We start from the raw sequence: 20,403 nt of genomic DNA on the forward strand, positions 1-20,403 counted from the left end.
ACCCGTCCCTCCCCCAAGCTCTCGGCTTCGCTCGAGCAGGGGGGACCCCCATCCAGGGGCTCCGCCCCTTCGACCCCGCTGGGGCTGCCGCCCCAGACCCCGCTTCGGCCTGGACGGCCTCGTCCTCAAACGCCGGACGGGCTGACTTCACACCCCCCGCACCAAAAGGAGCCGACCATGCACCTCGACCACTCCCACGACGGCCCCTCCGCCATCAGTGCCGACGCTCGCCGTGCCGATGGGTCCCGTCGGGCGCTGCGGATCGGGCTCGGGGGGCCCGTCGGGTCCGGGAAGACCGCCACCGTTGCCGCGCTGTGCCGGGCGCTGCGTGAGGAGTTGTCTCTCGCCGTCGTCACCAACGACATCTACACGCGTGAGGACGCCGAGTTCCTGCTGCGGGAGGCCGTGTTGCCGCCCGAGCGGATCACCGCCGTGGAGACGGGGGCGTGTCCGCACACCGCGATCCGGGACGACATCTCCGCGAACCTGGAAGCCGTCGAGGACCTGGAGGACGAGGTCGGGCCGCTCGACCTCATCCTCGTCGAGTCCGGCGGGGACAACCTCACTGCCACCTTCTCCAAGGGGCTCGTCGACGCGCAGATCTTCGTGATCGACGTGGCCGGGGGTGACGACATTCCACGTAAGGGCGGTCCGGGGGTGACCACCGCCGACCTGCTCGTCGTCAACAAGACCGACCTCGCGCCGTACGTCGGCTCCGACCTGGCGCGCATGGCGGCCGACGCCAAGGCACAGCGGGCCGAACTGCCGGTTGTCTTCCAGTCGTTGAGGAGCGAGCCCGGGGTTGCGGACGTCGCCGCGTGGGTGCGGGCGCGGCTCGTGGCGTGGACGGCATGACGACCGTGGTCGGTGGGGTGCGGGCGCATGCGCGGATCGGCGCCCGGGACGACGGGCGGGGCGGTACGTCGCTGCCCGTGCTCGACGGCGACGGGCCGCTGGCGCTGCGCCGGACGCGGGGCAGCGGAGCCGAGGCGCGGGTCGTGCTCGTCGGTGCGATGAGCGGGCCGCTCGGCGGTGACCACTTCACCGTCGAGGCGGACGTGGCCGACGGCGCCCGGCTGCGTGTCGGATCTGCGGCCGCCACGATCGCGCTGCCGGGACAGAGCAAGGGCGAGGCTCGCTACGACGTACGGTTGTCCGTGGCGGACGGGGGTGAACTGCACTGGCTGCCCGAGCAGTTGATCTCGGCGCGAGGAAGCGATCTGCAGGTCACGACCCACGTCGACGTCGGTGCGGCGGGGCGGCTCGTGCTGCGTGAGGAGCAGGTGCTCGGGCGGGTGGGGGAGGAGCCCGGGCGACTCGCGAGCCGGATCCGCTTGCGGGTCGCGGGGCGCGTGGTGCTGGACCAGGAGCTGGCCTGCGGGCCCGGTGCGCCGGGTGGCTGGGACGGACCCGCCGGGCTCAGCGGGTTTCGGGCCGTCGGGCAACTAGTCGTCGTGCGGCCCGAGTTCGGTGAGGCTCCGGTGGCGGCCCGGGTGCTGGGGGAGAACTCCGCTGTGCTGCCCCTCGCCGGGCCCGCCGTCCTGGTGAGCGCGGTGGCGGCGGACGCGCTGCGCCTGCGTCGGCTGCTCGACGAGGCGCTCGACCTCCTCGGCTGAGCGCCGGCGCCGCGGTCGGCCGACGTCAACTGATGGGCAGCCTGGGGAACTTGCGCTGCTTGTCCACCTTGGCCGCCTTGGCTGCCTCGGCCTCCTCGGCCTTGACGACAGCGGCGTACTGGTCGACGTACTCCTGCTCGGACAGCGTCAGGATCGCGTACATGATCTCGTCGGTGATGGCGCGCAGGATCGCTTTCTCGTTCTCCATGCCGGCGTAGCGGGAGAAGTCGAGGGGCTTGCCGAAGCGGATCTTCACCGGGTGGAGGTTGGGGATGACCTTGCCGGGCGGCTGGGCCTCGAACGTGCCGATCATCGCGCAGGGGATGACCGGGACCTCGGCCTTGAGGGCCATCACGGCGACACCGACCTTGCCCTTGTAGAGGCGGCCGTCGTGCGAGCGGGTGCCCTCGGGGTAGATGCCGAGGAGTTCGTCCTTGCTCAGCACCCCGAGCCCCTCGCGGATCGCGGCCTGGCCCGCCTCCTTGCCGGTGCGGTCGACCGGGATCTGGCCGGCGCTGCGGAAGAACGCCGCGGTGAGGCGGCCCCTGATGCCCGGGCCGGTGAAGTACTCCTTCTTGGCCAGGAAGGTGATGCGCCGCTTGAGGATGGCCGGCATCAGGAAGTGGTCGGAGAACGAGAGGTGGTTGCCGGCGACGATGGCCGCGCCCGTGGCCGGTACGTGCTCAAGACCTTCGATCCGGGGCCGGAAGACCAGTCTCAGCAGCGGTCCCAACAACACGTATTTGAGGACGTAGTAGAACAAAGGGGCGCTCCTCACTCGGGGGGATCAGCTCGGGCCGCCGCGTTCTGGCAGGTCAACCAGCGTGCCGTGGGGGTGCCAGTGTAGGCGCAGGGGTGAGCCGCCGGAACCGGGCAGGGCCGGACCGGTGCCGGCTCATGCCGGCCTCCTGACTGGGTGTCAGGCACATGGTGGGCGGCGTCGTTTGCGGGTGGGGAGGACCGCCTGACCAGCCTGGTCTCCGGGACGGGTGCCCGGCAAGCCGATGGCCGGGTTTGGCGTGATCACGATCGCGGGTGGCAGGTGACCCGTCCTTGCCGGGCGCCGTCGGCTCTGCTGGTCCGTCACAGACGGACGATGATCAGCGCCGTGTCGTCGGTCGCGCCGCCCGGCGGCAGCAGCTCCAGCAGGACGGCGTCGGCGAGGGTCTCCGGGTCGTCGGTGCGATGGCGGACGAGGGAGTCGGCGAGGCGGGCCAGTCCGGTGTCGATGTCCTCGCGACGGCGTTCGACCAGGCCGTCCGTATACAGAGCGAGGGTGGCGCCGTCGGTGTAGGTGGTGCCCGCCTGCGGTCTCGGGACCGGGTCGGGGCGTGCGTCCAGCGGCGGGTCCGTGGCCTGGTCGAGGAACTCCACCCGGCCGTCGGGATGGACCAGTGCGGGCGGCGGATGGCCCGCGCTGCTGTAGGTGACGGTGCGGGCGTCGAAGTCGATGAACGTCGTGACCGCGGTGGCCGATTCGGCGCCGTCGACGACATGGGCGTAGCGGCCCAGGATGTCCAGCGCCTGGGCGGGGCCGTCGGCGACTCGGGAGGCGGCGCTGAGCGCGCTGCGCAGCTGGCCCATCACGCCGGCCGCTTCCAGGCCGTGCCCGACCACGTCGCCCACGGAGACGCCGATGCGGTTGCCGCCGACCAGGTCGACGAGGTCGTACCAGTCACCGCACACGTTCAGCGCGCCGAGCGCGGGCCGGTAGCGCACGGCGGCCCGGCGGGTGCGCACCTGGCGGCGCGGCGGCAGCATCGCCTCCTGCAGGGCGAGGGCCACCTGGCGCTCGCGCGCGTGGGACTGCCGCAGCCGTTCGTTGACCTCCTGGAGCTCCCGCGCCCGCGTGTACAGCTCGGCCTCCAGAACGCGTGCCTGGCTGTTGCCGGCCGTGGCGCCGCGCAGGCGGATGAGTTCGGTGACCTCCTCCACCCGGTGCACCAAGAGCGCCACCTTTCCGTCGGGGCCGAGGACCGGCGCGTTGACCGGGCTCCAGTAGCGCTCCTCCCACTCGCCGGGGCGCATCGGATCCTCGACGTCGTAGCGCTGCAGCGCCATGGCGTCGCGCTCGCCGGTGGCCACCACGCGCAGCAGCGACGCCTCGAGGTTGCGCATGCCGGTGGCGGTGTCGTCGTTGGGGTTGTCGGGGAAGACGTCGAAGAGGTACCGGCCCACCAGCTCCGCGCGGGTGCGTCCCGACAGGCGCTGGAAGTCCGCGTTGGCATCGACGTAGACCAGCTCCGGGGTCAGCAGCGCCACCATCCCGGGAAGGCCCTGGAAGATCGCCTCGTAGTCGACCGCCGTCTCTTTCATGGCTCCCGCCTCACCACCGGGATCTGACCCGTTTTCCACGCCATACGGCGTATCTATCGATGTACTACATCTATGCCGATTCGTCAGGTTGGAGTGAGGGATCCGTGAGGGGCTGCTCGGCCCAGATGATCTTCCCCTCGGGGACGAAGCGGGTGCCCCAGCGCTGGGTGAACTGGGACACCAGGAGCAGCCCGCGGCCGCCCTCGTCCGTGGTGCGCGGATGGCGCAGGTGCGGGGCGGTCGCGCCGCCGTCGAAGACCTCGCAGACCAGCGCGCGCTCCCTGATCAGGCGCACCCGGATGGGGCCGATGGCGTACCGGATCGCGTTGGTGACCAGCTCGCTGACCACCAGTTCCGTCGTGAACGCCAGCTCGTCCAGGCCCCACTCCGCCAGCATCCGGGCGGCCGTCTTACGGGCGTCGGCGACGGCCGCCGGGTCCGCGGGCAGGTCCCAGTCGGCGACCTGCTCGGTGCCGAGCACCCGGGTGCGGGCCATCAGCAGGGCCACGTCGTCGTGCGGGCGGGCCGGCACCAGGGCGTCCACCACGGCCCGGCACTGCACGTCGAGCGTGTCCGTAGGCCGCTCCAGGGCCCGCCGCAAACGGTCCCGGTCGGTGTCCACGGACCAGTCGTCCTCGCCCCGAGCCAGCAGCCCGTCGGTGTGCAGGGCGAGCGTGCTGCCGGGCGCCAGGGCCAGCTCGACCGCCTCGAACGGGGGGCCGCCCACCCCGAGCGGCGCTCCCTGCGGAAGATCCACGAACGAGACCTCGCCGTCGGGCATCACGACAGCGGGCGCCGGATGCCCCGCGGCCGCCATGGTGCACTGCCCGTCGACCGGGTCGTAGACGACGTACAGGCAACCCGACCCCACCGACTGGGCGATCGCATCCTCCTCCGTGCCCGACTCGACGCCCTCCTCGCGGGCCGACCGCGCGACCAGGTCGTCGAGGTGGGCGAGCACCTCCTCGGGCGGCAGATCCAGCGCGGCGAGGGTCCGTACGGCGGTCCGCAGCCGTCCCATCGCCGCGGCGGCGTCGATGCCGTGCCCGGGCACCTCGCCCACCACCAGCGCGACGCGCCCGCCGGACAGCGTGATCAGGTCGTACCAGTCGCCGCCGAGGCCGGTCAGCTCGTCGGCCGGGCGGTAGCAGGCGGCGACCTCCACCGCGTCCTGCTCGGGCAGCCGGTGCGGGAGCAGGCTGCGCTGCAGGACCAGCGCGGCGTCGCGCTCGCGGGTGTAGCGGCGCGCGTTGTCGACGCAGACGGCCGCGCGTGAGACCAGGTCCTCGGCCAGGGTCAGGTCGTCCTCGTCGAAGGCGTCCTGGCGGCGGTGCCGGAAGAACGTGGTGACGCCGAGAATGACACCCCGCGCGCGGATCGGCACGATCATCACGCTGTGCAGGCCCAGCTCCAGGAAGGTCGCCGCCCGGCCGCCGGATATCTCGGTGGCCCAGTCCTTGGCGAGCGGGTCGAGACGCGCCTCACGCCAGGGCAGGCCCGTCGTCAGCACCCGGATCGGCGGGGATCCGGCGACATAGGTGGCCACGTCACCGACGGCGAAGGTCGCCTCCGGCGCGTTCTCGTGCACCGACTGCTGCCCGGCGCGGCGCAGCGGCACGTCGGTCGGGTCGACCGGCGGCCCGGCGCTGAGCTCGGCGCCCGCCAGCACCGGTTCCAGCAGGTCCACGGAGACGAAGTCGGCGAACGTCGGGACCACCACGTCGGACAGCTCCTGCGCGGTCTGCATGATGTCCAGGCTGCGGCCGATGTGCTCGCCGGCCCGGTCGAGCAGGTCGAGGCGCTGCCGGGCGCGATGCCGCTCGCTGACGTCGACGACGGTGTAGTAGACGCCCATCGGGTGGCCGTGCTCGTCCTCGAGCCGGGTGAACGACATCATGTGCGCCGTCTCCCGGTGCGGTGCGGACCGCACCAGACCCACGTGCTCGTAGCCCACCACCGGCTCACCGGTCTCCAGTACGCGACGCATCTGCGCCTCGATCGACCGGGAGTTCAGACCCGGCTGCACGTCCGCCAGCCGCCTCCCCAGCCGCGTCATCGCCGCGCCGCCGCCGAACTGCTCCAAGGCGGCGTTCGACCACACGTACCGCAGATCCGTGTCCACGATCGCTATCCCGACGGGGGACCCGCTGACCATCTGCTCCAGCACGGGCCGGCTCATAGCCCAGCCCGGGGCGTCGGCCATCTCTGACAGCAGCACCAGCCAGCGTGACGGCCCGGGCGCCTCCTCGGCCGAGGTGACCCGCACCATGACCCTGACCTGCTCACCGCCCCTGCGCGCCGCCGTCAGCAGTCCCGACCAGCCGCCGTCCCTGCGGCACCGCTGCCCGAGATCGGGCACCCGCAGGGCGTCCTCGGGCGCCAACAGGTTCCCGGCCTTCCCGCCCACCACCTCGGCGGCGGAGTACTTCAGCAGCCGCTGCGCGTCCCTGGTCCAGCCGGTCACCCGCCCCTGCGCGTCGAGCAGCAGAGCCGCGGCGTCCGCCACGTCGAACCACTGCCGGGCAACGCCCTGCTCCTCGTATGTGCCCACGGCCGACCTCTCTGTCGCTGAGAGCGGTCTACCACCTCTTGTCCCCATCTTCACCCTTCCGCTCACGCCTGCCTCTTTGTGGAGGGCCGCGCGTGTGCGGGGCCCTCCACAAAGAGGCAGGCGTGAGCGGAAGGGTGAAGATGGGGACAAGAGGTGGTAGACCGCTCTCAGCGACAGAGAGGTCGGGCAGGGGGTGAGCGGGGGCGGTCGCACGGGACGCCGACAGCCCGGACCCCACGCTCGGGGAACCGGGCTGCCGGGCGTCGGGCCCTTACCCCAGAACCTTCTCCAGTGCCCCCAGCGCCTCCGTCAGCTCCTCCGCGGTGATCGTCAGCGGGGGAGCGAGCCGGATCGTGGAGCCGTGGGTGTCCTTCACCAGGACTCCCTCGCGCATCAGGCGCTCGCTGATCTCGCGGCCCGTGCCGACCGCCGGGTCGATGTCGACGCCCGCCCACAGCCCCCGCGCGCGGAAGCCGAGGACGCCCTTGCCGAGCAGCGCCGACAGACCGCCGCGCAGGACCACGCCCAGCTCGGCGGCCCGGCGCTGGAACTCGCCCGTCTCCAGCAGCTCGACCACCGCCATGCCGACCGCGGCGGCCAGCGGATTGCCGCCGAACGTCGAGCCGTGCTCGCCCGGCCGCAGCACACCGAGCACCTCCCGGCGGGCCACCACCGCCGACACCGGGACGATGCCGCCGCCCAGCGCCTTGCCCAGCAGCAGCAGGTCCGGCACCACTGACTCGTGCTCGACGGCGAGCGTACGGCCCGTGCGGCCGAGGCCCGACTGGATCTCGTCCGCGATGAACAGGCAGCCCTTGCGGCTGGTCAGCTCGCGCACCCCGGCCAGATATCCCTGGTCCGGGATGAGCACGCCCGCCTCGCCCTGGATGGGCTCAAGCAGCACCGCCGCCGTCGTCTCGTCGATCGCGGCCTCCAGCGCCGCCAGGTCGTTGTACGGCACGATCCGGAAGCCCGGCGTGAAGGGGCCGAAGCCCTGCCGCGCGGTCTCGTCCGTGGAGAAGGACACGATCGTCGTCGTACGGCCGTGGAAGTTGTCCGCCGCGACCACGATCGTCGCCTGATCGGCCGGGACGCCCTTCACCTCGTACGCCCACTTGCGGGCCACCTTGATGCCGCTCTCCACGGCCTCGGCGCCCGTGTTCATCGGCAGCACCATGTCCAGGCCGGTCAACGCGGCGAGCCGCTCGGCGAACCCGGCCAGCTTGTCGTTGTGGAAGGCGCGGGACGTCAGCGTCAGCCGGTCGAGCTGGGCGTGCGCCGCCTCGATCAGCGCCGGGTGGCGGTGCCCGAAGTTCAGGGCCGAGTAGCCGGCCAGCATGTCGAGGTAGCGGCGGCCCTCCACGTCCTCCACCCAGGCGCCCTCGGCACGGGAGACGACCACGGGCAGCGGGTGGTAGTTGTGCGCCAGGACGGGTTCCTCGGCGCGGATCAGATCGGCGGACGAACGGGTCTGCGCGGGCGCTGTCATGAGCGGATCTCCTGGGTGCAGCACTTGATGCCGCCGCCGGCCTTGCGGAACTCCGACAGGTCGACGGGGACGGGGACATAGCCGCGCTCGTCCAGCCGGGCGGCGAGGGCCTCGGCCTGGGGCGCGATGAAGACATGACGGCCGTCGGAGACGGAGTTCAGGCCGAAGGCCGCCGCGTCGTCGCGGGTCGCGTGCACCGCGTCCGGATACAGCCGCGCGAGCACCTCACGGCTGCCCGGCGAGAACGCCTCCGGGTAGTAGGCGATGTTGTCGTCGTCGAGCACGAACAGCGCCGTGTCCAGGTGGTAGAAGTACGGGTCCACCAGCGTCAGGCTGATCACCGGGTGACCGAAGAACTCCTGCACCTCCCGGTGCGCCTCACGCGTGGTGCGAAAGCCGGTGCCGGCGAGCACATAGCGGCCCGTCCACACCAGGTCGCCCTCGCCCTCGCACACGGACTCGGGCCGGTACACGTCGAAGCCCGCCGTCTTGAACCACGTCTCGTAGTGCGTGGACTCGGGGCGGCGCTCGGGCGCGTGGAAGAGGGAGCCGAAGACACGGCCGCCGACGACGACCGCGGAGTTGGCGGCGAACACCATGTCGGGGAGACCGGCGACCGGCTCCATCGTGTCGACCGCGTGGCCATGGGTGCGGTAGGCGCGGATCAGCGACTGCCACTGGTCCCGGGCCAGGTCGACGTCGACCTGGACGTCGGGCTGCATCCAGGGGTTGATCGCGTACTGCACGGCGAAGTGTCTGGGTTCGCAGACCAGGAAGCGCCGCCGGCGCGGCACACGGGTTTCGGGCACAGAGGGGTTCCTCCGCTTCCTACGGTGTCGATGAGGATTGATTCAAAGGTAGGAAGCGACGCCCACGAGCGACAAGAAACAAGAATTGCGTGTCCACGCAGGAACGCTGCGTCTTCGGCCGCGCAGGCGCACGACTGCTGCGTCACCACCCCCAGGACCCGGAGTCCTCCTCCTGAATGGCCTGGGTGGCACCCGCTTCCGGACTCTCCGGGATCAGATGGGACAGCACCATCACGCTGATCGTCTTGCGGATGAACGGCTCGACGCGAATGCGCTCCAGCACCTCCTCGAAGTGCTCCACGTCCCGCGCCCGCACATGCAGCAGCGCGTCCGCGCCCCCGGTCACCGTCATCGCCGCGGTGATCTCCGGATGGTTGCGGACCACCTCCGCCAGCCGCCTCGGCGGTGCCGCGCCCTCGCAGTACACCTCGACGTACGCCTCCGTACGCCAGCCCAGCGCGTACGGCTTGACCGTGGCCGTGAACCCGGTGATCACGCCCGTGTCGCGCAGCCGGTCCACGCGCCGCTTCACCGCAGTGGCCGACAGTCCGACGCTCGTGCCGATCTCGGCGAAACTCGTCCTGGCGTTCGCCATCAGAGCCGTGATGATCTTCCGGTCGAGGTCGTCGAAGGGGGCCGCGCCGCTGTTCATGAGGGCACTGTAAGCGGCACGGCACCCAGCGGAGACGTCCACGACGAGCACATGTCCAGGCGTGCCCATTGCTCTTACACTCCCGTTCATGCTGCGCGCCCTGGCTGTCGACGACGAACGCCCCTCGCTGGAGGAACTGCTCTACCTCCTGAACGCCGACCCGCGCGTCGGCAGCGCGGAGGGCGCCGGCGACGCGACCGAGGCGCTGCGCCGCATCAACCGCGCCCTGGAGTCGGGACCCCACGGCCCGGAGTCGATCGACGTCGTCTTCCTCGACATCAACATGCCCGGTCTGGACGGCCTCGACCTGGCCCGCCTGCTCACCGGCCTCGCCAAGCCGCCGCTCGTCGTGTTCGTCACCGCCCACGAGGACTTCGCCGTCCAGGCCTTCGACCTCAAGGCCGTCGACTACGTCCTCAAGCCCGTGCGCAAGGAGCGCCTCGCGGAAGCCGTCCGCCGCGCCGCCGAGCTCCGCGACGCCGCCCCCCGAATACCCGTGAGCGAACCCGACCCCGACCACATCCCGGTCGAGCTGGGCGGCGTGACCCGCTTCGTCTCCGTCGAGGACATCACCCACGTCGAGGCCCAGGGCGACTACGCCCGCCTGCACACCGACAAGGGCAGCCACCTCGTCCGCATCCCCCTGTCGACCCTGGAGGAGCGCTGGCGCTCCCGCGGCTTCGTCCGCATCCACCGCCGCCATCTCGTCGCCCTGCGCCACATCGGCGAACTCCGCCTGGACGCGGGCACCGTCAGCGTCATGGTCGGCGCCGAGGAACTCCAGGTCAGCCGCCGCCACGCACGCGAGCTGCGCGATCTGCTGATGAGGAGGCCGTAGCCGTGCCGCACCAGGACCCCACCGAGCGCCGTGTCGTCGTCACCGGCCCGCCGCGCCGCAGCCGCCCCGCCTCCGGCTACTACCGCCCCCGCACCGAGATCGACGAGCAGACGACCCTCGGCCACACCTACGTACGGTCGCTGATGCGCACCCAACTGCGGGCCGCACTCGCCGTGTTCGCGGTCCTCGGCCTSCTCATCGGCCCGCTGCCGCTGCTGTTCGCGGCCATGCCGGACGCCCGCGGCCTGGAGTGGCTGGTCCTCGGCTTCTGCCTCTACGCCCCCCTGGTCCTCCTCGCCCGCTGGTACGTGCGGCGCGCCGAACGCAACGAGCGGGACTTCGTCCGTCTCGTCGAAGACCGCTGAGCCGAGGAACCGATGCGCACGTGAACTACAGCTACGCCGTCCCCGCCGTCGCCCTAGTCGTCCTCGCGACCGTCCTAGTCGGCGCCTTCGGCCTGCGCATATCCCGCACCACCTCCGACTTCTACGTCGCCTCCCGCACCGTCGGCCCCCGCCTCAACGCGGCCGCGATCAGCGGCGAGTACCTCTCCGCCGCCTCTTTCCTCGGCATCGCCGGCCTGGTCCTCGTGCAGGGCCCCGACATGCTCTGGTACCCGGTCGGCTACACCGCCGGATATCTCGTCCTGCTGCTGTTCGTCGCGGCCCCGCTGCGCCGCTCCGGCGCCTACACCCTCCCCGACTTCGCCGAGGCCCGCCTGTCCTCCCAGGCCGTGCGACGCCTGGCGGGCGCGTTCGTCGTCGGCACCGGCTGGCTGTACCTGCTGCCCCAACTCCAGGGCGCCGGACTGACACTCACCGTCCTGACGGGCGCCCCCGACTCGCTCGGCGGACTGATCGTGGCGGTCGTCGTGGTCGCCATCGTCGCCGCGGGCGGCATGCGCTCCATCACCTTCGTGCAGGCCTTCCAGTACTGGCTCAAGCTGACCGCCCTGCTCGTGCCCGCCCTCTTCCTGATCCTCGCCTGGCAGGGCGACGGCGCCCCCCGCCGGGCCTTCGACGAACCGGCGACCTTCCGCGAACAGAGCGTCGTCCGCGTCGACGACAGCATCAAGCTGAAGCTCGACCGGCCCCTCGCCGTCACCGCGACCGGCACCATCGACGGCCGCAGCCACGAGGACGACAAGCTCGAACTCCCCGCCGGCACCCATCACATCGAGGCCGGCACCCGTCTGACCTTCGCCAAGGGCGCCGAGGTCCCCGAACGAGACCGCAGCGCGAGCGGCGGCCTGTCCCCCTCGCAGGCCGAGAGCCGCGGCGAACGCCCGCTGTACGCCACGTACGGACTGATCCTCGCCACCTTCCTCGGCACCATGGGCCTGCCGCACGTCGTCGTCCGCTTCTACACCAGCCCGCACGGCGTCGCCGCCCGCCGCACCACCGTCGCCGTGCTCGGCCTGATCGGCGCCTTCTACCTCCTGCCCCCGGTCTACGGCGCCCTCGGCCGCCTCTACGCCCCCGAACTCACCCTCACCGGCGACGCCGACGCGGCCGCACTCCTGCTGCCCGACCGCATGATCGGCGGCCTCGGCGGCGACCTGCTCGGCGCGCTGGTCGCCGGCGGCGCCTTCGCCGCGTTCCTGTCCACGGCATCGGGCCTGACCATGGCCGTCGCGGGCGTGCTCACCCAGGACGTCCTCCCGTCCCGCGGCGTACGGCACTTCCGGCTCGGTACCGTCCTCGCCATGGCCGTCCCGCTCGCCGCGAGCGTCCTGGTCGGCGGACTGCCGGTGGCCGACGCGGTCGGCCTCGCCTTCGCCGTGTCGGCGTCGTCCTTCTGCCCGCTGCTCGTCCTCGGCATCTGGTGGCGCCGGCTCACCCCGCCCGGCGCCGCCGCCGGGATGCTGGTGGGCGGCGGCTCCGCGCTGCTCGCCGTCGCGGCGACGATGGCCGGCTTCCCGGGCTCCGGCGCCCTGCACGCGCTGCTCGCCTGGCCCGCGCTCTGGTCGGTGCCGCTGGCCTTCCTCACCATGATCGTGGTGTCCCTGGCCACCCCGAGCCGGGTGCCGCCCGGAACGGCGGCGATCCTGGCCCGGTTCCATCTCCCGGAGGAACTGCGGACGGAGGCGAAGGCATGAGGCGTCACATCGCCGGACGGCGTGCGGCGGTGACGGCATGAGCGGATTCCTCGCCGGCCTGTGCGTGGCGATCCTGCCGCTGCTCGCCGCCGGCTTCTGGCTCGGCCGACGCACCGCCCGCCCCCAGAACCTCGGCGACCTCGGCACCCCCGTCGAGCACGCCACCTTCGAGACCCTGCACACCGCCTCCCTCGCCGCGCCCCCGCTGCGCGCCGGACTCACCGAGGAGACCGCCCGCAAGTCGGCCCGCCGGCTGCGCTCGCTCCTCGGCACCGACGCGCTGTGCCTGACGGACGAGAAGGACGTCCTCGTCTGGGACGGGGTGGGCGGCCATCACCGCACGGAGATCATGCAACTCCTCGCAGGCCCCCTGGAGTCGGGCCGCGGCGAGGCCTTCCCGCTCACGTGCAGCGCCCCCGACTGCCCGGTGCGCTGGGCCGTCGTCGCCCCGCTCACCGTCGACGACCGTGTCCACGGCGCCCTCGTCGCCTGCGCGCCCCGCGAGTCGGCGGTACTGGTACGGGCGGCCGGCGAGGTGGCCCGCTGGGTTTCCGTGCAGCTGGAGCTGGCCGACCTCGACCGGTCCCGCACCCGTCTGATCGAGGCCGAGATCAAGGCACTGCGGGCCCAGATCTCCCCGCACTTCATCTTCAACTCGCTCGCGGTGATAGCCAGCTTCGTCCGCACCGACCCCGAGCGGGCCCGCGAACTGCTCCTGGAGTTCGCCGACTTCACCCGCTACTCCTTCCGCAGGCACGGCGACTTCACCACCCTCGCCGACGAACTCCACGCCATCGACCACTACTTGGCGCTGGTGCGGGCCCGCTTCGGCGACCGTCTCTCGGTGACCCTCCAGATCGCCCCCGAGGTGCTGCCGGTCGCCCTGCCCTTCCTGTGCCTGCAGCCACTCGTCGAGAACGCGGTCAAGCACGGCCTGGAGGGCAAGGCCGACAAGTGCCAGATCCAGATCACCGCACAGGACGCGGGCGCCGAGGCCCTCGTCGTCATCGAGGACGACGGCGCCGGCATGGACCCCGTCCTGCTGCGCCGCATCCTCGCGGGCGAGGACAGCCCGTCGGGCGGTATCGGACTGTCGAACGTCGACGACCGGCTCCGCCAGGTCTACGGCGACAACTACGGCCTCGTCATCGAGACCGCCCTGGGCGCGGGCATGAAGGTGACCGCCCGGCTGCCGAAGTACCAGCCGGGCGTGCACTCCGCCGGGCGGCTCACCCGGGAGTGAGGCTCAGCTGCCGCGACTGGCCACCATCCCCAGCGTGATCAGACCCAGCACCACCCACCCGAACCACAGCCAGCCATTGCTCCCGAGCGCCACCGTGTAGGCCGTCACCACGACGAGGCCGCCCAGGGTGAGCACTCCCATCGCCTTCGTAGAACCGTCCGTAGAACCGGGCATCGCAACACCCTCCTAGGGTTCGTCCCCCTCCATGGTGCCCCCGTTCTGCTTCCGGACGGTGCACACGACGAAATGGGTGCCGTTCTTCCAGGCCCCCTCGCTCGTCCAGGAGCCCGCCGTGTACACGGAAGGATCGAATCCGTAGTCGCGCGGCGGCACCTGACGGGCACACGCGGCGTCGGACTCGGTGCGCGCCTCGCTCATCGTGACGTCGGCGCCCAACCGGGTGAACCCGAGCACCTGCTCGTCGTGCCGCCCCGCACAGGACACCAGACGGGCGTCCCGGTGGGAGCGCACGTCCAGACAGTCCCGCCGCTGCATGGTCGCCGTGTCCGCGAAGGCCACCCCCGGCTTGCGATGCCCGCCCAAGGGCCCGTATACCGGCCCGTGCGCGCCCAGCACCAGACAGGCCGTACGCCGCCCGGCCGCCTCGAACCCCTCCTCGGTCGGTACGACGGCGAAGCTGCGGACGTCCGCGAGCCGCCCGCGAAGCTCCTCGGTCCGCTCCTCGCACGCCGCAGGCCCGTCCTGCCGCGCCTCGGCGGCGGACGCGGACGCGACGAACGCGACCACCTGCCCGTCGGGTGCCTTCTGTCCGCAACTGGCGTCCAGACCCAGCCGCGGCGTGCCCTTGAAGGCGGCCGTGCCGGACCAGTCGGCGAGCACACAGTCCCCGTCCTCCAGCGGATCACCGAGTCCTACGGCGTTGCCGTACGGCCGCTCCGTCCCGCCGGTGTCCGACTGCCGGGACATGGCGTACCAGACGCCGGTGCCCGCGAGTGCCAGCCCGAGCAGCCCGGCGAGAACCGCGTGGAGGACGCGGGGGCGGGTCCGCTGCCCTTCACCCGGCCCGGATCCGAAGCCCACCGGTCCACCGGGAGGCGGCGGCAGCGAACCGTAGGGCGGTCCGCTCGCCGGGCCCGGGCCCGGCGGCGGTACGTCCGGGCGTCCGGACGGGGGACTGAAGCCTTGGGCGCCGCCCGGCCGACCGGACACGGGCAGCGAGCCGAACCCCGCCACGTCGGGCACGGGTCCCGGAGGCGGCGCACCACCCCAGTGCGGCTGCGAACCGACGTCGGTCTGCGTCCGTGCGTACGCGTCGGCCTCCGGAGTCACGATCCGTGACAGTGCCGCCTCCGCCTGCGCGGCCGGCATCCGCCGCGCCGGGTCCTTCTCCAGCAGCGCCCACAGGACGGGACCCAGCGCACCGGCCCGCCCGGCCGCCCGGGGCTCCTCCATGACCACCGCGGTCAGCTCCGCCAGATGCGACTCGCGGTCGAAGGGCCCCCGGCCCTCGACGCCGTGGTACAGCGTGCAGCCCAGCGAGAACAGATCGGTGGCCGGCGTGGGAGTCCCGCCCGTGACCCGCTCCGGCGCCAGATAGCCCGACGTGCCCACGAGCACCGACGCCAGCGTGTACCGCGTCTCACCGGTGTCCGGCTGCACGGAGATGCCGTAGTCGGTGAGCAGCACCCGTCCGTACGGCGCCCCGGTGCGGTCCGGCGCCAGCAGGATGTTCGCCGGTTTCACGTCCCGGTGCATGACGCCCCGGTCGTGCCCCGCGGTCAGCGCGTCCAGCACGGCGAGCCCGATGCGGGCGCACTCGGCGGGCGCCAGCGGGCCGCGCCGGTCGACCAGATCGCGCAGGTTGACGGCGCCCTCCACGTACTCCATGACGATCCACGGCAGCCCGTCGTGCTCCAGCACGTCGTGCACGGTCACCACATGCGGATGCCCGCGCAGCCCCGCCGCGTGCCGGGCCTCGGCCCGGGCACGGGCCACCCGCGCCTCGCGCTCGTCGGCCTCGGCCGGGTCCCGGAACACGATCTCCTTGAGCGCGACCTCGCAGGCGAGTCTCTGGTCGTGGGCGAGCCAGACATGGCCCATACCGCCGCTGCCGAGCCGGTTCAGCAGCAGATAACGGCCGGCGATGACCCGGCCCACTCCCGACGTCGGTGATCCTGAAGGCATCCGGTGACTCCCGGTTCTGCGGGTGCGCGGTTGCTAGGCGGGGGCGGTTGCGGTGGAGGGGCCGTCGGTCTCCGGCGTGCCGGTGGCGGGCCCGCTGCTCGCGGGCGGCGGCGCGCTGCTGGTGACCGGGGCGCTCGTCGGGGGCGAGCTGGTGGTCTGCGGTGCTGAGCTGGACGCGCTGACCGCGGGGCACGACCGGGGCGTCATGCACCGGGACGTGAAACCGGCGAACATCGGCGCATGGCGATCGATGAGCGCGGTGCGCAGAGCCCGATACCCCGTTTCCCGGCCGGTTTCCTGTGGGACGTCGTCGACGGGGGCGGCGGTGAGCTGGGCGGCTTGGCGCTGGTGGGACCGGCGCTGCTTGGGCCGGAACTGGTGGGACCGGAGCTGCTTGGGCCAGGGCTGCTGGGGCCGGAGCTGCCCGGCCCGGGGCCCCCGGATCCGGAGGACGAGGTCGGCGCAGTCGGGCCGGACGGCGACGAGGCCGAGGGCGACGTCGGCGTCGTGGCCGACGGATCCGTCGGCGGGGAAGACCCCGAGCCCGGGGGAGCGGGCGTCGTCCCGTCGGACGGCGACCCGCCGGAGCTCCCCCCGGCCACGCTCAACGTCACGTACTCCCCGAACCGCAGCTCGCTCCCGGCCGGCGGATCCGACGCCGTCACCCGGGCGTCGTCCGGCGGCAGCCCCCCGCCGGCGAAGGCGACCGCCAGCCCGTTGTCGGCCAGCCGTCGGCTCGCCTGCCCGAACGTCGCCCCGGCGAGGTTCGGCACCGCATGCCGCTCGCGTGTGTCGAAGGCGGTGTCGTCCTCGCCGGTGGTGCCGACGGGACGGGTGATGCCCCGGTCCGGTTCATGGACGTCGACGAGGGCGAGCCGCTCCACTTTCCGCGTCGCGGGCCGCACGGCCACCACGGAGGACTTCTCGTAGCCCTTCCACTCGTCGTTGCGGTCGTCGAACTCGACCTTTATCCGGGTCGTGTCACCCTCGAAGGGCCGCAGTGGATTTCCGCACGAACACTTCACCGCGGGAAGACCCTGCTGGTCGACGAGAATCGCGATTCCCGTCTGGAGCAGCGCGTTGAAGGGGGCCGCTTTTCCCTTTTTGTAGTCGTGGTTCTTCACGAGAGTGTCGTGACGCAGGAGAACCGGTGTGAGGCGATCGAGATATCCCGGAATCTCGTCCGTGGTAATGGAGAGCGCGGCTGCCCACGCCTGTGCCTTGCGGTCATTGGCGGGATCGGTGAGGAACTCCTTGAGCCGTGCGACATCACAGACCGTCGGCTGCTTGGACCCCCCGTACAGCCCCGGAGTGTCCCCCTGTTGAAGACCGCCGTGCGCCGTCTGCGCCGTGACCTGCGCGTCGTCCCGTCCGAGCCCCTGGTTCTCGTCGAAGAAGGGCGCCAGCGAGGGAACTCCCGCGGCGACGGCCTTCACCAGGAACAACGGTGTGTCCCGATTGCACGCACTGAGCGCCAGAACGAGGACCAACAGGACGGCGATCCTCCGAATCACCGATTTCCCGGACCTGTGTACGAAAACACGAAACGCCATTACCGCTCCCCCCGGCGGTTCCCCCGACGCGCTTCATGCTACTGAAAGGCGAAGCCTTTCGGTGTCCTCAGTTCCCGCGTGCGTTCAATGAGGCCAAATAGGCGTTGTACGCCTCGAGTTCCTTGTCACCGTCGCGGTCCGCGGCCCGGTCCTTGCGCTTGGCCTGCCGCTGCTCGGAGCCGTACCACTGGAACAGCAGCGCGATCAGCACCAGCACGGACGGAATCTCACTGAACGCCCAGGCGATACCGCCGGCCGCGTTCTGGTCGGAGAGGGCGTCGATACCGAGTGAGGCGGGCGGGTTCTTGAACGTCTCGACCATGGGCTCCGACGCCATCATCAACGCGATGCCGAAGAAGGCGTGGAACGGCATACCGGCGAACAGTTCCAGCATCCGCATCAGATACCCCGGCCGATGCGGACCGGGATCCACGCCGATGATCGGCCAGAAGAACACCACGCCCACGGCGAGGAAGTGCACCATCATCGCGATGTGCCCCGTCTTGGAGCCCATCAGGAAGTCGAAGGCAGGCGTGAAGTACAGCGCGTAAAGGCTGGCGATGAACAGCGGAATGGTGAACGCCGGATGCGTGATGATCCGCATGTACCGGCTGTGCAGCAGAGCCAGCAGCAATTCCCGCGGTCCCTTGCGCCCCCGCCCGGCCGGCGGCAGCGCGCGCAGCGCCAGCGTGGCGGGCGCCCCCAGCAGAATCAGGATCGGCGACAGCATGCTGATCACCATGTGCTGCACCATGTGCACGCTGAACATGACCATTCCGTAGTCATTCAGCCCGGTGCACATGACGAGCATCACGCTCAGCACACCCACGACATAAGAGACCGTGCGCCCCACAGGCCACTTGTCCCCACGCCGCCGCAGCCGAACGACGCCCCACGCATAAAGCGCGAGTCCCGCAAGACAGGCGACGAGAAAGAACGGGTCAGCGGACCAGGAAAGCCCCCGCCCCAGCGTGAACGGCGGCAGATCCATCATCATGCCGTGCCCGCTGTGCTCCATCCGTCGGCTCCTGTTTCGTGGGGGTTGTGCGCTGTCTGTCCCCCACAGACTAGAACCGCCCCCGGCCGAGCCTTCGACCGGGGGCAACTACCGCGCGGACCTCCTGCAGCGAGGCCCTAGAGCACGCACTCCGCCTCGTCGTAGCGATCCGCCGGAACCGTCTTCAACGTCTCCACGGCCTCCGCCAGCGGCACCATCACGATGTCCGTCCCCTGGAGAGCCGTCATATGACCGAACTCCCCACGGTGCACGGCCTCCACCGCATGCCACCCGAACCGCGTGGCCAGCACCCGGTCGTACGCGGTAGGCGTCCCACCGCGCTGCACGTGTCCGAGAATCACCGGCCGCGCTTCCTTGCCGAGCCGCTCCTCCAGCTCGATCGACAGCTGACGGGCGATCCCGGCGAACCGCTCGTGCCCGTAGATGTCCTTGCCGCCCTCGTCGAACGCCATGGAACCGGGCCGCGGCTTGGCCCCCTCGGCGGCGACGACGATCGCGAAGCGCTTGCCCGCCTCGAACCGCTGCCCGACGACCCGGGTCAACTCCTCGATGTCGAAGGGCCGTTCCGGTACGACGACGGCGTGCGCGCCGGCCGCCATGCCCGAGTGCAGCGCGATCCAGCCGGTGTGCCGGCCCATGACCTCGACCACCAGGACACGCTGGTGGGACTCGGCGGTGGTCTTGAGCCGGTCCAGAGCCTCGGTCGCCACGGTCACCGCCGTGTCGAAGCCGAAGGTGACGTCGGTGACCGCGATGTCGTTGTCGATGGTCTTCGGCACACCCACCACGGGCAGGCCACTGTCCGACATCAGCCGGGCCGCCTTCAGCGTGCCTTCGCCGCCGATCGGGATGATCGCGTCGAGGCCGAGCTCCTCGACATGGCCCTTGGCCCGTTCCACACCGTCCCGCAGATGGGAGGGCTGGACCCGGGAGGAGCCGAGGATCGTGCCGCCGCGGGCGAGGATGCCGCCCACCGCGTCGAGGTCGAGCTTGAGGTAGTCGCACTCCAGGAGGCCCTTCCAGCCGTCCCGGAAGCCGATGACCTCGTCGCCGTGGTCGACGACGGCGCGGTGCACGACGGACCGGATGACGGCGTTCAGGCCGGGGCAGTCGCCGCCGGACGTGAGGACACCAATGCGCATAGCCCGAAAAACCTTCTCCACGTGGGCCGGGACCGGACCACGCTGTCCGGCTCGAATCCCCGCCACCCTAGCGGCACAGGGGGGCGGGGCCGAACCATGCGTCCGCCTGCTGGACGACCCCGCTCACCTGTGCGGACGCGCCGTCAGACGGGCTGGTGACGGCAGACTGGAAACCAGGTGTACGGGCGTCAGGCGGGCTGCTGCGCGGACGTGATGCGCTCGTTGCGCAGCGCCTCGTACCAGCGGTCGTCGGTCGGCGGCAGGGCGTTCACGTCCAGCGCCAGCTTCAGCAGCAGGTCCGCGATCAGGGGGTTGCGGGCAAGCACCGGGCCGTGCATGTACGTACCGAAGACGGTGTCGTTGTACGCGCCCTCCGTGCCGTCACCCGTGCCGTTGCCGTTGCCGAGGCGGACCTGGGCGAGGGGGCGGGCGGTCGGGCCGAGGTGGGTGACGCCCTGGTGGTTCTCGAAGCCGGTCAGCGGCGGCAGCCCGAGGCGCGGGTCGATGTCGGCGAGCACGTCACCGACGCACCGCTCGCCCTCGCCGCGCACGGACACCACGTCGATCAGCCCGAGACCGGGCTCGCGCTGACCGAGGTCGTTGATGAACTCGTGCCCGAGGATCTGGTACCCGGCACAGACCGAGAACACGATGGCGCCGTTCTCCACGGCCCGCTGCAGACCGCCGTCCCGCCGCAGCCGCTCGGCCGCGAGCCGCTGCGGGCGGTCCTCGCCGCCGCCGATCAGGTAGATGTCGCCGGAGGTCGGGATCGGCTGGTCGCTGCGGACGTCGAGACGGGCCACGTCGAGGCCGCGCTGCCGGGCCCGGCGCTCCACGACGAGAACGTTGCCCTGGTCGCCGTAGGTGCTGAGCAGGTCGGGGTAGATCCAGACGACCCGCAGACTGTTGTCGCTCATGAAGTCACTGTCCTTG

At 71.6% G+C, this 20,403-nt stretch carries 18 protein-coding genes; 6 read left to right on the plus strand and 12 right to left on the minus strand.

The annotated features are described in order from the left end of the window. Positions 1–177: 177 nt before the first annotated feature. Both ureG and EAO75_RS25890 read left to right on the plus strand, forming a co-directional pair. Positions 178–855: an urease accessory protein UreG gene (gene ureG / locus EAO75_RS25885; protein WP_147998075.1), complete on the plus strand. Its 678-nt coding sequence runs from the start codon at positions 178–180 to the stop codon at positions 853–855. Then, the gene (locus EAO75_RS25890; RefSeq protein WP_147997416.1) at positions 852–1,616 is read left to right on the plus strand and encodes an urease accessory protein UreD; all 765 of its coding nucleotides are present in this window, start codon (positions 852–854) and stop codon (positions 1,614–1,616) included. Before ureG ends, EAO75_RS25890 begins: the two co-directional genes overlap by 4 nt. A 25-nt stretch (positions 1,617–1,641) precedes the next feature. Here the strand turns inward: EAO75_RS25890 and EAO75_RS25895 are convergent, their stop codons facing one another. From EAO75_RS25895 to EAO75_RS25920, 6 genes are all read right to left on the minus strand, one after another. Beyond that, complete coding sequence (locus EAO75_RS25895) at positions 1,642–2,379, minus strand: lysophospholipid acyltransferase family protein (RefSeq protein ID WP_147997417.1); 738 nt, start codon at positions 2,377–2,379, stop codon at positions 1,642–1,644. A gap of 320 nt (positions 2,380–2,699) precedes the next feature. After that, entirely contained in the window at positions 2,700–3,932 is a 1,233-nt protein-coding gene (locus EAO75_RS25900; RefSeq protein ID WP_147997418.1) for a PP2C family protein-serine/threonine phosphatase, read from the minus strand. A 70-nt stretch (positions 3,933–4,002) separates the two neighbouring features. Then, on the minus strand, positions 4,003–6,483 hold the full coding sequence (locus tag EAO75_RS25905) for a SpoIIE family protein phosphatase (protein WP_147997419.1): 2,481 nt from the start codon (positions 6,481–6,483) through the stop codon (positions 4,003–4,005). A gap of 271 nt (positions 6,484–6,754) precedes the next feature. Then, positions 6,755–7,972 (minus strand): ornithine--oxo-acid transaminase, encoded by a 1,218-nt coding sequence (rocD, locus tag EAO75_RS25910; RefSeq protein ID WP_147997420.1) that lies wholly within the window; start codon positions 7,970–7,972, stop codon positions 6,755–6,757. Further along, on the minus strand, positions 7,969–8,781 hold the full coding sequence (gene ddaH, locus EAO75_RS25915) for a dimethylargininase (protein ID WP_147997421.1): 813 nt from the start codon (positions 8,779–8,781) through the stop codon (positions 7,969–7,971). Before ddaH ends, rocD begins: the two co-directional genes overlap by 4 nt. Positions 8,782–8,923: 142 nt before the next feature. Further along, positions 8,924–9,433, minus strand: coding sequence for an Lrp/AsnC family transcriptional regulator (locus EAO75_RS25920; protein ID WP_147997422.1), 510 nt, complete (start codon positions 9,431–9,433; stop codon positions 8,924–8,926). 88 nt (positions 9,434–9,521) lie between these two features. On the opposite strand from EAO75_RS25920, the gene EAO75_RS25925 reads away from it, so the two are divergent. From EAO75_RS25925 to EAO75_RS25940, 4 genes are read left to right on the plus strand one after another with little or no spacing between them, the layout of a single operon-like run. Further along, positions 9,522–10,271, plus strand: coding sequence for a LytR/AlgR family response regulator transcription factor (locus tag EAO75_RS25925; protein ID WP_147997423.1), 750 nt, complete (start codon positions 9,522–9,524; stop codon positions 10,269–10,271). A gap of 2 nt (positions 10,272–10,273) precedes the next feature. Further along, entirely contained in the window at positions 10,274–10,636 is a 363-nt protein-coding gene (locus tag EAO75_RS25930; protein ID WP_147997424.1) for a hypothetical protein, read from the plus strand. 20 nt (positions 10,637–10,656) lie between these two features. Beyond that, on the plus strand, positions 10,657–12,369 hold the full coding sequence (locus EAO75_RS25935; RefSeq protein ID WP_147997425.1) for a cation acetate symporter: 1,713 nt from the start codon (positions 10,657–10,659) through the stop codon (positions 12,367–12,369). A gap of 37 nt (positions 12,370–12,406) precedes the next feature. After that, positions 12,407–13,612 (plus strand): sensor histidine kinase, encoded by a 1,206-nt coding sequence (locus EAO75_RS25940; RefSeq protein WP_147997426.1) that lies wholly within the window; start codon positions 12,407–12,409, stop codon positions 13,610–13,612. 3 nt (positions 13,613–13,615) lie between these two features. On the opposite strand, the gene EAO75_RS25945 is transcribed toward EAO75_RS25940, so the two are convergent. The 6 genes from EAO75_RS25945 to EAO75_RS25970 form a co-directional block, all read right to left on the minus strand. Further along, positions 13,616–13,753, minus strand: a complete 138-nt coding sequence (locus EAO75_RS25945) for a hypothetical protein (RefSeq protein WP_187284623.1) — start codon at positions 13,751–13,753, stop codon at positions 13,616–13,618. Positions 13,754–13,798: 45 nt separating this feature from the next. Next, the gene (locus EAO75_RS25950; RefSeq protein ID WP_147997428.1) at positions 13,799–15,757 is read right to left on the minus strand and encodes a serine/threonine-protein kinase; all 1,959 of its coding nucleotides are present in this window, start codon (positions 15,755–15,757) and stop codon (positions 13,799–13,801) included. Positions 15,758–15,960: 203 nt separating this feature from the next. Beyond that, positions 15,961–17,247, minus strand: a complete 1,287-nt coding sequence (locus tag EAO75_RS25955; RefSeq protein WP_261989404.1) for a PASTA domain-containing protein — start codon at positions 17,245–17,247, stop codon at positions 15,961–15,963. Between the two features lie 130 nt (positions 17,248–17,377). Further along, entirely contained in the window at positions 17,378–18,328 is a 951-nt protein-coding gene (locus EAO75_RS25960) for a cytochrome c oxidase assembly protein (RefSeq protein ID WP_147997430.1), read from the minus strand. Between the two features lie 116 nt (positions 18,329–18,444). Further along, positions 18,445–19,470 (minus strand): 6-phosphofructokinase, encoded by a 1,026-nt coding sequence (locus tag EAO75_RS25965; RefSeq protein ID WP_147997431.1) that lies wholly within the window; start codon positions 19,468–19,470, stop codon positions 18,445–18,447. 188 nt (positions 19,471–19,658) lie between these two features. Then, on the minus strand, positions 19,659–20,387 hold the full coding sequence (locus tag EAO75_RS25970; RefSeq protein WP_147997432.1) for a type 1 glutamine amidotransferase: 729 nt from the start codon (positions 20,385–20,387) through the stop codon (positions 19,659–19,661). Positions 20,388–20,403 lie beyond the last annotated feature (16 nt).

The sequence above is a fragment of the Streptomyces sp. UW30 genome (genome assembly GCF_008042075.1).
In the GTDB taxonomy this organism is placed as follows: domain Bacteria; phylum Actinomycetota; class Actinomycetes; order Streptomycetales; family Streptomycetaceae; genus Streptomyces.